The following is a 15,335-nucleotide window of genomic DNA, read 5'->3' on the forward strand; positions in this document are numbered from 1 at the left end:
GAAGTGAGGAAGGCGAGCAACCGATGAGCAGCGCATATTCGTTCCTGCCCTGGCTGCGCCGTGGCATCGCCACCCAGATCAGCGCGGACCCGGGCTCGGCAGCCCGCGCCGGCATCGAGGTCAAGCTGCGCATCGACGGCACCCCACGGACGGCCGGCCCCACCCTCACCCAGGAGGTGGGGCACAACGTCCAGCTCTACGGGCCGGGCGACGTGATCGGGATCGACCCGCGGGCCATCGTCCGCACCGAGCCGCGTGACTGGGTGACCAACTTCGACCCCAACTACCTCGCGTTCATCGAGTTCTACGAGGAGGACTACTGCTGGCGCTACAGCCCGGCAGTGCCCAATGGCACCACTGGCCGGCTGGCGCCCTGGCTGGCGCTGATCGTGCTCACCGAGGAGGAGTTCGAGGACGCGGGCATGCCGCCCGGCCGCCCGCTGCCCTTCATCACGGTCGACGACCTCGCCATGCTGCCGCCCCCCGACCAAGTGGGCGCGTTCGCCCACGTCCACGTCAACCGCGAGATCACGTCCGGGCACACCGGCACGAACGACATGGCCGCGGTTCTGCCGCAGCTCGCCGCCACCCTCGGAGAGAACCCCGACCTGGCCTGCTCACGCCTGATGTGCCCGCGCAGGCTGGACCCGGTGGTCGCCTACCACGCGTTCCTGGTCCCGGCGTTCGAGACCGGACGGCTGGCCGGGCTCGGGCGGGACCCGGCGGGTGCGCCCGGTGCGCTGCACTCGAGCTGGTCCCCGTACTCCGGGCAGCCGGAGCCGGGCAACATCCCCGTCTACCACCGGTGGTCGTTCCGTACGGCGCCGACCGGCGACTTCGAATATCTGGTCAGGCTGCTGAAACCGCGGCCCCCGGACGCACGTGTAGGCAACCGCGACATGGACACCCAGGAGCCGGGCGCCGGGCTGCCGCCGGCCACTCCCACGGACCCCGGGCTGGACCGCGTGCTGCGGCTGGGCGGCGCGCTCAAGGTCCCCGAGTCGTCACTGTCCCCGGAGGAGCTCGACGAGCAGAACAAGTACGAGAACTGGGACGAGCCGTACCCACACCCGTTCCAGACCGCGCTCGCCACGCTGATCAACCTGAGCCAGACCTACACCCAAGAACAGCCCCTCACCGCGCACCAGCAGATCGCCGCGGGCCCGGTGGACCTGGCGAGCGTCGCCGACGCCGGCCCCGACCCGTTGGTGACCCCGCCGCTGTACGGGCGCTGGCACGCGCTCACCTCACGGCTGCTCACCAACGAGAGCGGCAGTCCGCTGCCGCACCCGCGCAACTGGGTGCACGAGCTCAACCTCGACCCGCGGTTCCGGGCCGCCGCGGGCATCGGCGCACGCGTCGTACGCGAGCACCAAGAGGAGTACATGCAGGCCGCGTGGGCGCAGATCGGCGACGTGCTGGAGGCCAACAAGCGGATCCGCGGCGCCCAAGTGGCCCGCGAGGTGTCGCACGCGCTGCACAGCGGGCACTTGAAGACGCTGAACCAGGTCGCTCCCGCACAGGTCCTTGCGATGACTGCGCCCGTGCACTCCCGCGTGGTCACCGACGCCGCCATCGCCGTTTCCGGCGTGGCCGGAGACGACGCGGCGCCCCTGGATACCGCCGAACTGGTCAGCGTGGCCGCGCAGTTCGCCCGCAGCCGCATCGCCGGAGCGCCCGTGTCATCGGCGATGCGCAGGCAGACCCGGCCGGGTTCGCGGCTCATGCGGCGCCTGCCTCCCCTCGGGGGCGGGGGCGGAGGGGACCTCGTCCAGGACGGCGGCCCGCCGCCCAGCCTGCTCGACCGGATGAACCGGGACCAGGTACGGGCCGCGCCGCGCAAGGTGGCGCCGCCCGGCGTGACCACCGTCGACAAGCTGGAGTCGGAGCTCGAGGGCCCCATCATCGGCGTCACCAACGCCGACGAGGGCGTATCAGGCGCGAGGGGGCCCGGCGGCATGAACGCCACTGGCGGCACCGTCCTCGTCCCCAACCCGGTGCCGGGACTGCCGCACAGCTCGGACTTCGTCATCTCGCTGCCCGGCGAGGGCGTCACTCCGCACGCGGGTGGCGCGGACAGCCCCGAGGCAACCCGCTTCAAGCAGGCGCTGAACGCGGCGTACGGGGTGTTCAACGGCTCCGCGATCGCCGGGCAGACGCCGGAGCGCAAGGCCGTGAACCTGACCGCGATCGGCACCGGGACACTCGACGGGCTGCACCCCGACCGCACGATCCCGCGCCGGGTCCTGGCCGGCATCCACCACCCGCACTCCAACGAGATGGACCTGTCGCCTGCGTCGGACCGGGCGTCGCCTGCGCCCCGGCTGCGGGCACTGCTCCCCACCCCGGCCACGATGGTCGAGGCGATGGCCTACCCGGTGATCGACCTGCCGATGTTCCAGCCGCTGATCGACCTGTCCAACGAGTTCTTCCTGCCGAACCTGAACCTGGTGCCGCGCGACAGCATCACACTGCTGGAGGCCAACCAGCGGTTCATCGAGTCCTACATGGTCGGCCTGAACCACGAGATGGCCCGCGAACTGCTGTGGCGCGAGTACCCGACCGACCAGCGCGGCACACCCTTCGCGCAGTTCTGGGACGTACGCGGAGTCCGCTCCAAGCCGGGCGAGTTGACCGAGGAGCGGCGCGAGCGGCTGCTCGACATCCCGCCGATCGACACCTGGACCGCGGAATCGGAGCTGGGGGACCACGACAACCGCGAGATCAACGGCGAGAAGGACGACGAACTCGTGCTGGTGATCCGCGGTGAGCTGCTGAAGAAGTACCCGACAACGGTGGTCTACGCGCACCGAGCCGAGTGGCTCCCCGGCCCCGGCGGGACCCCTGACCCTTCCCTGGGGCGCAAGCTCATGGATCTCGACCCGGCCGCCACCGAGCCGTCGGAGGACATCGTCAAGCTGCCGTTGTACGAGGCCAAGGCCGCGCCCGACATCTACTTCTTCGGCTTCGACCTCAACGAGGACGAGGCCAGGGGCGATTCCGGCGAGCATCCGAACGACGACGCCGGATGGTTCTTCGTACTCAAGGAACGTCCCGGCGACCCGAGGTTCGGCCTGGACATCAACCGCGAGGGCAAGCTACAGGTCTGGAACGACCTGGCCTGGCCCGACGTGCTCACCGGGCCGCCCAGCGGCGCGCCGCGCTACCTGAAACTCGACGCGAGTACCCCGGCGCTCGCGTTGGAGGCGCCAACCGCTCCGGCGGACGCCCCGAAGCAGGAGCAGTACGCGGAGGACAAGGACATCCTCTGGAGCGCCCAGATCGGCGCCGGCGACCTGGCCTACATCCTCTACCAGGCGCCCGTGTTGGTCGCCGTGCACGCGAGGGAGATGCTCCGCGATGGCTGAACCACACACGCGGCGAATCCAGCAGGCCGTGGCCCCCATCCCGGGCAACCTCAGCGACGCCTACCCGATGCTGCTCGGACCGGTTCGCCTGGAGACGGTGTTCACCCCCACCGAGCTGCTGGTGCGGGTGTTCCCCGACGAGTGGGCCGTCGACGCGTTCGAACCCAAGCGCACGGACCACGAACACGAGCTCGCCTTCGGTTACTGGCGCAAGGTGTGGCAGGCCGGCGGCGACCGCGCGCTGCGCCTGTCCGCCTGGCGCGACCTGGTGAACAGCGCGGGCGCCGGGCGGGCCAAGTGGATCGCGGAGAACCGCAAACCGCTCAACCCACAGGACGAGCCGCACCGTAGCGGGCCCGACCACGTCATCCTGGTGATCGCGGATGACGATCCGCTACCGGCAGCCGACCGGCCGCCCGCCCGCACCTACTGGACGGCGATCTACCGCGCCGCCGGCGCCAAAGCCGCCGTGCAGGCCGCCGACTCGGCCCTGCAGTCGGCAGTCGGCTCCACCCGCGCCGCCCGGATCCGCGCTCGCCGGCCGGCGGGTATGACCCATGTGCCTCCGGGCGGTGTGGCGACCGCCCAGGTCACGGTGGCCTTCCTGGACATGCCGAAGGCTCAGGCAGGGGAGACCAAGGGCTCGTCGTGGACGGTGGCAGCCAAGGCCAGACTGCTGCCCGACCGGTTCACCCTGCTCGGATACGCGGGCGGCCAACTGGTCGTGAACGTCACGGGCAACGCCGTGCCGGACGAACTCGCCGTCAGCCCCGACCCCTCGACGCCGCCCGCCGACCAGCTGCGAGCACAGAACGGTGACCTGAAGGTGCCGCCGGCGCTCGCCTGGCTGACCGACTTCAACAGCGCGGTCCAGGCCGGAATGGGATTCCGCATCCCGCTGACCGACGCGATCAGGGGAGGCCTCGACCGGCTCATCGCGATCGGCGTACGCGTCAAGTCCGGCCCCACACAGGCCAAGGCAGAACTGGAGGGACTGATCGCCCGGCAGTCGCAGAGCCGTGCAGGCTACCGGCTGCTGCGCCAGGGAACGCCCACCAACAACACGGGTGACGCGCAGTCCGGTCACGGCACCGGCGACGAGGCCGAGGAGAGCTACACCGCCGTGTTCGAGGGACCGGCATCTCCCGCGCCACCGGGGGACTGGCGGGGCAAGACCGACGGCCAGTTGCTGGCCGAGCTGCTCGGCATCAACCCCGAGGTGACCCGGCAGCTGATCGGTGCCGACGGCACCGACGCGCGTGAGGCGCGGGCGATGAACACCGCACTGTGGCCCGCCACTTGGGGCTACCACCTGCACACCATGCTCAACCCGGTCTTCGGGACCGCCGCCGTGGACGCCACCCGGTCCTTCTTCACCCGGTACGTCAGCGGGCGCGGCCCCCTGCCCACCGTGCAGGTGGGCAGGCAGCCGTACGGGCTGCTGGTCACGACCGCCTTCTCCAGAATGGCCTGGGCCGACAACGACACCGCCGCAGCGCACCGCAGGCGCATGCACACCGTGCTGCAGACCATGGCCGGCGACTGGCAGCAGCTCGCGGCCGACGTGCCGCACCTGGGCAAGGACGCAGACCCGCACCAGCTGCTGCTCGACCTGCTCGCCGCGCACCCGGCCTCGGTGGAGTTCCACCAGCGCTACGGGCAGAGCGCCGAGGACTACTTCAACCGGCTGAACCTGGAGGGCTCCGGCACGGACGTCATCGCGGCCCTGGACACGCTCAACGTCCGGGGGCGGATCCGCACGCTGCTCACCCACCTCGGCTACGACCCGCAGCGGCCCGATCCCGACGCGTCCACGCGGTTGTTCACCGGCCGTCAGCACGCTCTGCGTGGCCCGATCGTGGACGACCTTCCGATGTCGGAGGGCCGACCGGTACATGTCTCCTCCGACGACGGCCGCAACTACCTGGCCTGGCTTGCGCACTTCGCGCGTGCCGACTTCAACGCCGTACGCCGCGAGGACGGATTCAGCGGCGGAAAACCCACCGCGCTGCTCTACCTGCTGCTGCGGCATGCCGTACTCACGGCGTACGACGAGGCGGCGCTGCGGCTGTCGGCGGCCGCGCACGGCGCCGACGAGGCCCAACTGCTCGCGGCGCGCCGCGAGCAGCCGTTCGTGCACATCAGCACCCGGACCCAGGTCAGCGAGAGCCGGTACGGACGGCTGTACGCCCCCGACCCCGACGTGACGGGCGCGCCCAACACACTGATCGCCGACTTCATCCCTCAGGTCATCGGGCAGCGCCCGGCCACGGTCGACCTGGCCGAGCAGCTAGTTGCCGTCGACCTGCTGGCGCAGGTGCCGACCGCGCGGCTGGAGCGCGCTCTCGCCGAACACATCGACTGCTCCACCTACCGGCTTGACGCCTGGCGGCTGGGACTTGCCACCGAGCGGCTGTTCACCATGCGGTACGGGGCGACCGGCAGCGGTCCTGCCACGACCGGGCTGCACCTCGGCGCCTTCGGCTGGCTGGAGAACATCCGCCCCCGCGGCGCGTTCGAGCAGGTACAGCTCTCCGGTCGGCTCGCTCAGGTCTTCACCCCGCCGGGGAGCGGCCCGCTGCTGCGCGACCCGGCGAGCGGCGGGCACATCCACACGCCCTCGTTGAACCACGCCACGACAGCAGCGCTGCTGCGCACCGGCTACCTGGCCAACGGAGGCCCCGACAACCCGGGCACCATGGCGGTCAACCTCAGCTCCGAGCGCGTACGTATCGCGTTGTCGTTCATCGAGGGCATCCGCTCCGGTCAGTCACTCGGCGCGCTGCTCGGCTACCGGTTCGAGCGCGGGCTGCATGACAAGCACGACGTAGCCGAAGTCGACTTCTTCATCGCCGCGTTGCGCACGGCGTTCCCGCTCGTTGCCACGAAGCTCCCGGGCACCGAGCCGCCCGCGGGCACCGCGATCGAGCAGGTGGAGGCGCGCAATGTGATCGACGGGCTGGAGCTCGTACGGCACGTCACGCGCACCGGTCCGGCCACCTACCCGTTCGGGCACCCTGAGCTGCCGCCGGCCGAACCGGCACAGGCCCAGGCCATCGAGGAGGAGGTCCAGCGGCTCGTGGAGATCCACGACGCGCTGGCCGACCTGGCCGTCGCGGAAGGCGTGCACCAGGCCGTACTCGGCAATCCCGACCGCGCCGGCGCAGTCTTCGAGGCCTACACCAAGTCGGGCTTCCCGCCCGAACCGGTCGTGACCGCGACACCGCGCAGCGGCGTCAGCCTGAACCACCGGGTCGGTCTGCACGTTCGTGCCGGGCGCCCGCCGAAGATTTCGCCGGTGGCCGGCGGGCACATGACCCCGCGGGGCCGCGGTGAGCCCGGCATCAACGACTGGCTGGCCCGGCTGCTGCCGGGTCATGGCCAGGTGGCCTGCCGGGTGACCTGGACGGACCCGCGGACCGGTGACGACCGCGACCGGGTGGTCAATCTGTCAGAGCTCGGGATGCAGCCGATCGATCTGCTGTGGGCGCTGCGGCCGAACGACGCCGCGGCGATGACCGACCTGGACGACCGGATCCTCGGCCGGGTGATGCAGTTGGGCAACATCCGCCCCGACGCCGAGCCGCTCATCCGGTACACCGAGCGCGTCCAGGGCAAGATCACGCTCTTCGAGCTGTCCCCGCTCATCTCCGCCCTGCGGCAGCTGCTGCTCACTGCCCGCCCGCTCCGGCCGAGCGACCTCGTGCCGCAGTCGGGCACCGAGACGACCGGCTCCGCGCTCGACGAGAACGTGGACCTGCCCCGGGCCCGGCCCGCCGCCGTACGCGAGGCCATGCACGACTTCGCCGAAGAACTGGACGAGTTCATCGAGGATCTCGGCGCGCCGCTGGCCGATCCGGTCGAGAACCGCGCCGAGCTGCTCTCCGACGTCGACGACTACCTGGTCAGGCTGGCCGAGCTCGCGATCACCGCAGCGGGCTTCGGCATGGTGCGCAGTGGCTGGGGCGAGCTGGCTCAGTGGCGGCGCGACCGGTTCCGCGAGGTGCTCGCGGCGGTGGACGTGGTGGCCGACCGTATGACGGCCACGCTGGCCGCGGCGGACGCCAAGATCGCGGCCAACGACGCGCTGCCCGCGGGCACGCCGGCCGAGGTCAGTTTCGGCCTGCTGCAGCAGGCCGAGCGGCTGCTGACCACCACGCCGACAAGCCCACGGCCGCGCATGCCACAGCAACTGCGGGGGATCGTGGCCGGCCGCCGCGCCACGTTCGACGTCCGCCTTTCCGGGCTGGAGGCGATCGCCAGGACGAACCGCCCGACCCTGTCCGGGCTGCTGCACGACGTGAGCGCCCTGCAACCGATCACCGCGTTCGATCCGCAGGGCCTGGATCTCACACCGACCGAGGACGCGGTGATCGCGTTCCTGACCGGGCTCGCCGCGCGCGCCGCGGATCTGCGGGCGGACGTCGGCGAACGGCTGACCGCGGCCGACGCGGAGCTCGCCCGCTACGACGCGGTGGCCGCCGGCAAGGACCGGGTCACCGCCGCGGTGGCCGCAATCCGGGCGCTGATCGGCCCGGACGCGCTCGCGGTCCACGAGTTCACCGTGCCCGACGACCTCGGCGACGGCTGGCGCGACGGGTACCTCGCATCCAGGCGGGGCGAGCTCACGGACCATCTGGACCGTGACTTCCCCGTGGACGACTGGCTGCACGGCGTGGCCCGGGTCCGGCCCCGGCTGAGCGTGTGGGAGCGGGTCACGCTGCTGACCGACGCGCTCGACGGGCACGAGCCCGAACTGCTCCCCGTACAGTTCCCGTTCGAGGAGAACGCCCCCTGGCTGGCCATGGAGCTGCCCGCGAGCTACCAGCTCAGGAGCGACCGGCTGCTCTACACCGCGCACTACAGCGACCAGCCGAATCCGCACGACACCTTCTGCGCGCTGCTGATCGACGAATGGACCGAGACGCTCCCCGCGAAGGCGGAGACCACCGGCATCGCCCTGCACTACGACCGACCCGGCTCGGAGCCGCCGCAGACCATGCTGCTCGTCGCACCGCCCAAGCGCACGGGCGCCTGGAACTGGGACGACCTGGTCGCCGCGCTGCACGAGACACTCGACCTGGCCCGGTCGCGCGCCGTCGAACCCACCCAGATCGACGGGACGGCGTACGCGCAGCTGCTGCCCGCCACGGTCATGACGGCGACCGCGTCGCCGATCACGATCTCCACCGATCTCTCCATCAACAACGATCAGCCGCCGGCGAGCGGCCCGTTGCGACCCGCGAGGGGCTGACCATGGTTCGTACCCCCATCCAGGACATGCGGGCCGCGCTGGCCGCCCGCGAATTCCCCACGGTGACGGTGTGGAACCGGCTGGAAGGCAGGCCGCGGAGCACCGAGTTCGGGCGCGCGCTGAGGGCCGAGGTCCGCGACCCGTTGTGGATGCTCACCCGGCAGTGGCAGTTCGGCGAGTTCCAGGGGGAGGACGCCGGCACCCCGGTCACCGCGAAGTACCACATGCGCACCACCAAGCCCGGCCGCTACCGCCCCCGGGAGACCCCGCCCGGCGACCTGCCGGGCGGCCTGCCGCTGGAGACCGTGGTGGAGCGCCGCCCGCTGCCGTTCCGGATCGGCGCCGACCGGGTCTCCTTCGATCTGCGGCTGGCCATGGGACGCAGGTGGCAGAAGCTGGCGCCGTTGCAGCACCGCGGCTCCTACGTCCAGCGCTGGCCGATCCGGCTGCCCGACCCGGTGGCCGAGGCGGACACCTCGCTGGTGGCGCACCCCGAGGTGTGGGCGACGATGCAGGCGGTGGCCGGGCGGGCCATGGACGGCTACGAGCTCTATGTGCACCTGAAGAACGGCGGGCACGCCTGGGACGGCATTCAGGGCGTGGTCTCCCCGTTCCAGAAGCAGCAGCTCGACGCGCTGATCCCGAGGTTCGTCGGATGGTTCGACGACCTGATCGCACAGCCGCCCGCCGCCGAGGCGTACGACCCGTCCCGGCTCGAGCATCGCTTCGACCTGGCCGCGCCCGAGGCATCCGGCGAAACCGTGCTCGCCGCGGAGGAGTACCCGGGCGGGCACCTCGACTGGCACGCCTTCTCCTATGACAAGTCCGGACTGACGCTGGGCGCCACCGGCGTGCCGGGCGAGGTGATTCGTACCGCGGTGCCGGGCACCGTACGGTTCTCCGGTATGCCATTGCCCCGGCTGTGGGCGATGGAGGACGGGCGCACCGACTTCGGCGCCATCACCGCCGACACCACCGACCTCATCCGGCTGCTGTTCATGGAGTTCGCGCTGGTCTACAGCAACGACTGGTTCGTGTTGCCGTGCGACCTCGACACGGGGACGCTGGCCCGCGTCGACGGAATGGTCGTGACCGATGTCTTCGGACGGCGGTTCTGGGTCGAGCCCGCGGGTGCCGGCCCCGACGACGACTGGCAGCGATGGTCGATGTTCAACCTGGACATCCAGGGCGAGGCGCCGGTCGCCGCCGACACCGGCTTCTTCCTGCCGCCGAGCGTGCCCTCAGTGGCCGATGGACCGACAGTCGAGGAGGTCGTGCTGATCCGCGACGAAACCGCCAACATGGTGTGGGGCGTCGAACGCTCGGTGCTGCTCGCCACTGGCGACTCACTGCGGGGCGAGGAGGCGGCGCGCGAGACCCTGGCACACCGTCGACTGCTCGCCCCTCCCCACACGCCACCGGCCCCGTCGGCGCCGATCGCGTACGAGGCGATGAACACGGTGCCGGAGAACTGGATCCCGTTCATCCCGGTGCACGTGCCTGGCGACAACCGGGAGATCCAGCTGCAGCGCGGTGCCATGCCCCGTGTGCTCGACGGCACCACGGCGCCGCCGGTGCCCGTGCGGCCGCGGACCACGCTGCTGGGCGAGGGCCTGAGCGCCGGGCAGCCGTACTTCGTCCACGAGGAGGAGGTACCTCGCGCGGGGACCCGGCTCTCCGCCGCCTACAACCGGACCCGCATGCCGAACGGACGCGTCGTGATCTGGTACGGCGTCCGGCGCTCGACCGGCCGGGGAGAGGGTTCGAGCTCGCTGGACTGGGACCGCCTGGTGGACCAGCCCGCGGCGGAACAGGAGTAATCCGCAACCTGCGAGACGGCGGCGGGGTCCGTGGTCAGGCGTACAGGTCCTGGCAGAAGGGGCAGAGTTCGTAGCGGCCATCGTTCACCACGCTCCCCCAGCCGCGGCACTCGTCGCAGTCGCGTGCCAGGGCGATGTTCGCGCGGGGGGCAGGAGCGTTGGGGTGGGCTCCGGTGTTCATCAGGTCATGTTCCTCGGGTAGAGGGCTATGCGTAGCAAAACTATGCCATGAGGTGCATAGGCATGCAAATGGGGGCCCTCACACCGGCTGCTCGGTCCAGATCGTCTTGCCGTCGCGCGTGTACCGCGTCCCCCACCTCTCCGTGAGCTGGGCCACCAGGAAGAGTCCGCGGCCGCCCTCGTCGGTGGATCGGGCCCGGCGGAGGTGTGGTGAGGTGCTGCCGGTGTCGGACACCTCGCAGATGAGGTGGCCGTCACGGATGAGCCGCAGGGTGATCGGCCCGCCGCCGTACCGATAGGCGTTGGTGACCAGTTCGCTGACGATCAGCTCCGTGGTGAAGGCCATCTCGTCCAGTCCCCACTGGGCCAGTTGGGACGCCACCAGCGCCCTGGCCCGAGCGGCGGCGGTTGGTTCGACGCGCAGCTCCCACGTGGCCACTTTCTCCGCCGCCAGGACGCGGGTACGGGCGATGAGCAGAGCCACGTCGTCGGCGACGTCATCGGTGGGCCGGTCGTGCAGCAGCGCGACCTCGATGGCCCTGCACGTGTCCTCCAATGAGCGGGCCGGCGCCGCCAGCGCCCCGGACAGATCGGCCAGACTCTCGTCGACGTCTCGCTTTCGGCCCTGGATGAGACCGTCCGTGTACAGGGCCAGGAGGCTGCCCTCGGCCAGTTGCAGCTCGGCGGCCTCGAACGGCAGCCCGCCCAGGCCCAGCGGCGGACCTGCGGGGATGTCGACGAGGTGTACGCGCCCGTCCGGGGTCACCACCGCGGGCGGCGGGTGGCCCGCCCGGGCCAGGGCGCAGTGCCGCGAGACCGGGTCGTAGACCGCGTACAGGCAGGTCGCGCCGATGACTTGAGGGGAACGTTCGTCGGTCGGCTCCTGCTCGGCGGCCAGTCGGTCCACGAGATCATCGAGGTTGGAGAGGACCTCGTCCGGGGTGAGGTCGAGATTGGCCAGGGTGTGTACGGCCGTGCGCAGCCGGCCCATGGTGGCCGCTGCGTGGATGCCATGGCCGACCACGTCGCCGACGACGAGGGCGACGCGAAGCCCGGAAAGCGGGATGACGTCGAACCAGTCGCCGCCGACACCGGTCGTGGCGTCGGCAGGCAGGTAACGGTGGGCGACTTCGACCGCCGGGTGCCCGGGAACCTCGTGGGGGAGCAGGCTGTGCTGCAGGGTCAGCGCCGCCTCGTGTTCCTGGGTGTAGCGGCGCGCGTTGTCGATGCAGACGGCGGCGCGGGAGGCGAACTCCTCAGCGAGAGTGAGGTCGTCCTCCTCGAACGGCTCGAGCCGCCGAGACCGCCACATACTGATCAGGCCGAGCACGAGCCCTCGCGCGACCAGCGGCACCACCATCAGCGAGTGGATGCCCAGTGCGAGAGCGCGCTCAGCCCGGTCCGGGTCCATGGTGAGCCACGTGTTGGCGCCCTCCAGATGCGCGTCGAGGATGGGACGTCGTTCGGCCAGGCACCTCGCCTGCATGGTTTCCGGCGGGATGTGAATCGTGTGTCCCAGCGGATACATCACCTCCGCCGTGTCCGACAGAATGCTGCGGACCGCCGTCCGGCGCAGGGGGCCGAGCACTCCTCCCTGAGTGGGCTCTTCGCCGCGGGTCACCGGCTCCAGCAGGTCCACGGAGACGCAGTCGGCGAGGCCCGGGACCGCCACGCCGGCCAGTTCGTCCGCCGTCTTCGCCACATCCAGCGTGGTTCCGATGCGGGCACTGGCTTCGTTGAGCAGGGCGAGCCGTCGCCGGGCCTGGTAGCGGTCGGTCACGTCCTCGACCGTCTGCGTCACTCCGAGGATCCGCCCGGAGGAGTCGTGCATCCGGAACGCCGATATCGATACGACCAGCTCACGGCCGGGATCCCGCCGCAGACGGCAGGGCTGCTCGGTGAAGATCGACGACTGGCCCGTCTCCAGGACCTCCCGCAACTGCCTCTCCACCGTGTCGGTGTCCTGCTGGATCAGGAAGTCGCTGGTGTGGAGCCCGCGGTGCTGCTCGACCGGGATCTCGCTGAACCTCGCGATCGCACGGTTCACCCGCAGGATCGACAAGTCCGGGGCATGGACGGACAGACCGATGGGTGAACGGCGGAACAGCCCGTCCAGGACCGACCGGTCCATCTCCCACTGGACCACTTGCTCGGCGGGCGCAGCAACGAGGAACCACTCGCGTGGGGAGTCGTCGCCCCTGGCGATGACCCTGGCGCGACAGCCGAATTCCATGCGACGGCCGTCGCGGTGCCGGACGGGCACGATCCCGTACCACCCCAGGTCCCGTACGCATTCCGCCACCGCGTCCATGACGACCTCGTAGTCGCGGGGATCGAGCAGGAAACCGACCGCCGGCCGCCCGAGCACTTCCTCGGGCGGATAGCCGAGCAGCTCCTCGGCCCGCTCGCTCCAGCCGACGACCCTCCCGCGGTCGTCCAGCACCCCGCAGGCGGCACGCCGCACCGCGAACGGGTCGTCCGGGCCCTCGCTGAACGTCGTCACCGGTGTCTCCATCACTACCACCCTGGCACTTCCCGGGCGGGACCGCCCATGCGATGGGGCTTGCGGTGATTCCTCGCCGGTTCCGGTGGAGTGAGTGTCCTCGCGAGGAGCACCGCCACGTCGTCCTGCGCCGTGGAGGGCAGCAGTCGGCCGAGGATACGGTCGCAGATTTCCTCCAGAGGATGGTCGAGGTGCCGCAGCGCCTGGGCGAGCTCCTGCATGCCCTGGTCGAGGTCTCTGTCGCGGGCCTCGATGAGGCCGTCGGTATAGAGCACCAGCAGACTTCCGGGGGGCAGGGGCACCTCCTCGGTCCGGAAGTCCTGTCCGCCCGTTCCCAGGGGCGTACCCGAGGGGCCGTCGAGGAACGCGATCGTCCCCCGGGCGTCGACCAGTGCCGGAGGTGGATGGCCCGCCCTGGCGATCAGGCAGCCGCCGGCGGCCGGGTCGTGGACCGCGTAGACGCACGTCGCCATTTCGTTCTCGCCCAGATCGGCCACGGCGGCGTCCAGGGAACGGAGCATCTGAGCCGGGGGGATGTCGAGGCGCGCCAGCGTTCGCACCGCTGTGCGCAGCTGGCCCATGACAGCCGCCGCATGGATTCCGTGCCCCATGACGTCCCCGATGACAAGACCGGTCCTGCCCTCGGGCAGGGTGATGACGTCGAACCAGTCGCCGCCGACCTCGTGGTCGCTGGCCGGGAGGTAGCGCCCGGTGAGTTCCAGGCCGGTCACGTCCGGCAGCGCATAGTTCGTCAGGCTGCGCTGCAGAGTGAGGGCCGCCTCCCGCTGGCTGGTGTACATGCGGGCGTTGTCGATGTTCAGCGCGGCCCGGGCGACCAGTTCGTCGATGAGTACGCAGTCCTGCTCGTCGAACGACTCACGGTCGCGGGTGCGTGTCACCACGACCGCGCCGAGCACCTTGCCGCGGGCGACCACGGGGATCAACCGCGCGCAGCCTATACGGGCACTGAGATAGGCCCGCAGTCGCTCGGCCTGCGGATCGGGGATCAGCTCGGGGATGTCGGCCTGGTAGAGGTTCATGGGGCGCCCGTCCGCAATGACCTGCTCGTACACCGAGCCGAGGGGGACCTGGAAGGTCATGCCCGGCGCCAGTTTCGCGGTGGGGGCGGACGGATCGGGGAAGGCGGCCGCCATACGACGCACGACGCCCTGAGTGGAGGCGGCGGCGTCATCGGGGTCGAGCACCGCTTCCAGCAGTTGTACGTCGGCCGAATCGGCCAGCTGGGGCACCAGCACCTGCACCACTTCTTCGGCGGTCTGGCGCAGGTCCAGGGTGGTTCCTATGCGCTCGCCGGCCTCGGCCAGCAGGGCGAAGCGCTGCCTCGCCCGCTCTGCCTCGGCATGCGCCTGCTGTCCGTCGGTGATGTCGATCAGGGAAGCGATCAGTCCCAGGGGCCGCCCGTCGTTGCCGAGCAGCGGGGCATAGGAGCAAGACCAGGTGCGGTCGTGATCGGGATCGCTCGGGGTGCGACCGGTGCGGCGCACGTCGACCACCGCCTTGCGGCGGTCCAGCACCTGCCGCATCACCTTCTGCAGTTCGGAGGCGTTGACCCCCGGTGCGACCTCCGTCAGCCGCTTGCCGAGATGCTCGGCCGCGGAGACGCCGTTCATCCGCGCCAGCGCGTCGTTGACCCGCAGAAATCGCAGCTCGGGGTCGACCATGGCCAGACCGATGGGGGACTGGGTGAACAGGCCTTCCATGGCCGCCAGCGAATCCCGCATTCTCAACACCGCGGAGGTCTCCACCGCGATGGCCAGAATGCCCGTGCCGCCCTGCGGGTCCGCACTCGGGCAGATCCACATCTCCATCGGCACCAGGTACCCGTCGCGGTGCACCAGAGGGAGGGCTCCGACAACCGCCTCACCCGCCAGGACCTTCTCCGTCAGTTGATCGGCCAGGTCCCAGTTGGCCTCGGGGACCAGTACCGCTATCCCGTACCGGCCCAGCAGCTGTTCCGGCGAGTAACCGAGCAGCTCCCGGGCTGCGAGCGACCACTCCACGACGCGGCCTTGCGCATCCGCCCTCCACAGCGCGATGGGAAGCAGGTCACGGAGCACACCCGCGTATCCGACCGCCGACAGGGGGTCGTCCGGCACATCACTCGTCGACTGGTGTGTGTCCACGCGATGACCTCACACCGGGGTGCGGCCTCTGCCTGCCGACCACTCCCTGGCGATCTTCCGGCCGAG

Annotated in this window: 6 protein-coding genes; 3 read left to right on the forward strand and 3 right to left on the reverse strand. The window is 70.8% G+C overall.

The annotated features are described in order from the left end of the window. Nucleotides 1–23 precede the first annotated feature (23 nt). From OG905_RS37550 to OG905_RS37560, 3 genes are read left to right on the forward strand one after another with little or no spacing between them, the layout of a single operon-like run. On the forward strand, nt 24–3,368 hold the full coding sequence (locus OG905_RS37550; RefSeq protein ID WP_328681557.1) for a hypothetical protein: 3,345 nt from the start codon (nt 24–26) through the stop codon (nt 3,366–3,368). Beyond that, on the forward strand, nt 3,361–8,622 hold the full coding sequence (locus OG905_RS37555) for a hypothetical protein (RefSeq protein WP_328681558.1): 5,262 nt from the start codon (nt 3,361–3,363) through the stop codon (nt 8,620–8,622). The genes OG905_RS37550 and OG905_RS37555 overlap by 8 nt, the downstream gene beginning before the upstream one ends. 2 nt (nt 8,623–8,624) lie before the next feature. After that, entirely contained in the window at nt 8,625–10,442 is a 1,818-nt protein-coding gene (locus OG905_RS37560) for a hypothetical protein (protein ID WP_328681560.1), read from the forward strand. A gap of 34 nt (nt 10,443–10,476) precedes the next feature. Here OG905_RS37560 and OG905_RS37565 read toward each other — a convergent pair whose 3' ends face one another. The 3 genes from OG905_RS37565 to OG905_RS37575 form a co-directional block, all read right to left on the reverse strand. Continuing rightward, complete coding sequence (locus OG905_RS37565) at nt 10,477–10,623, reverse strand: hypothetical protein (protein WP_328681562.1); 147 nt, start codon at nt 10,621–10,623, stop codon at nt 10,477–10,479. Between the two features lie 78 nt (nt 10,624–10,701). Next, nucleotides 10,702–13,137: a SpoIIE family protein phosphatase gene (locus OG905_RS37570; protein ID WP_328681563.1), complete on the reverse strand. Its 2,436-nt coding sequence runs from the start codon at nt 13,135–13,137 to the stop codon at nt 10,702–10,704. 2 nt (nt 13,138–13,139) lie between these two features. Next, nucleotides 13,140–15,269: a SpoIIE family protein phosphatase gene (locus tag OG905_RS37575; protein ID WP_328681566.1), complete on the reverse strand. Its 2,130-nt coding sequence runs from the start codon at nt 15,267–15,269 to the stop codon at nt 13,140–13,142. Between the last annotated feature and the right edge of the window lie 66 nt (nt 15,270–15,335).

This window comes from Streptomyces sp. NBC_00322 (genome assembly GCF_036147535.1).
Lineage (GTDB): Bacteria > Actinomycetota > Actinomycetes > Streptomycetales > Streptomycetaceae > Streptomyces.

What these genes read in the sequence shown, in the direction of transcription:
- OG905_RS37550 (WP_328681557.1), top strand. Translation starts at nt 24, where the DNA reads ATGAGCAGCGCATATTCGTTCCTGCCCTGGCTGCGCCGTGGCATCGCC.
- OG905_RS37555 (WP_328681558.1), top strand. Translation starts at nt 3,361, where the DNA reads ATGGCTGAACCACACACGCGGCGAATCCAGCAGGCCGTGGCCCCCATC.
- OG905_RS37560 (WP_328681560.1), top strand. Translation starts at nt 8,625, where the DNA reads ATGGTTCGTACCCCCATCCAGGACATGCGGGCCGCGCTGGCCGCCCGC.
- OG905_RS37565 (WP_328681562.1), bottom strand. Translation starts at nt 10,623, where the DNA reads ATGAACACCGGAGCCCACCCCAACGCTCCTGCCCCCCGCGCGAACATC.
- OG905_RS37570 (WP_328681563.1), bottom strand. Translation starts at nt 13,137, where the DNA reads ATGGAGACACCGGTGACGACGTTCAGCGAGGGCCCGGACGACCCGTTC.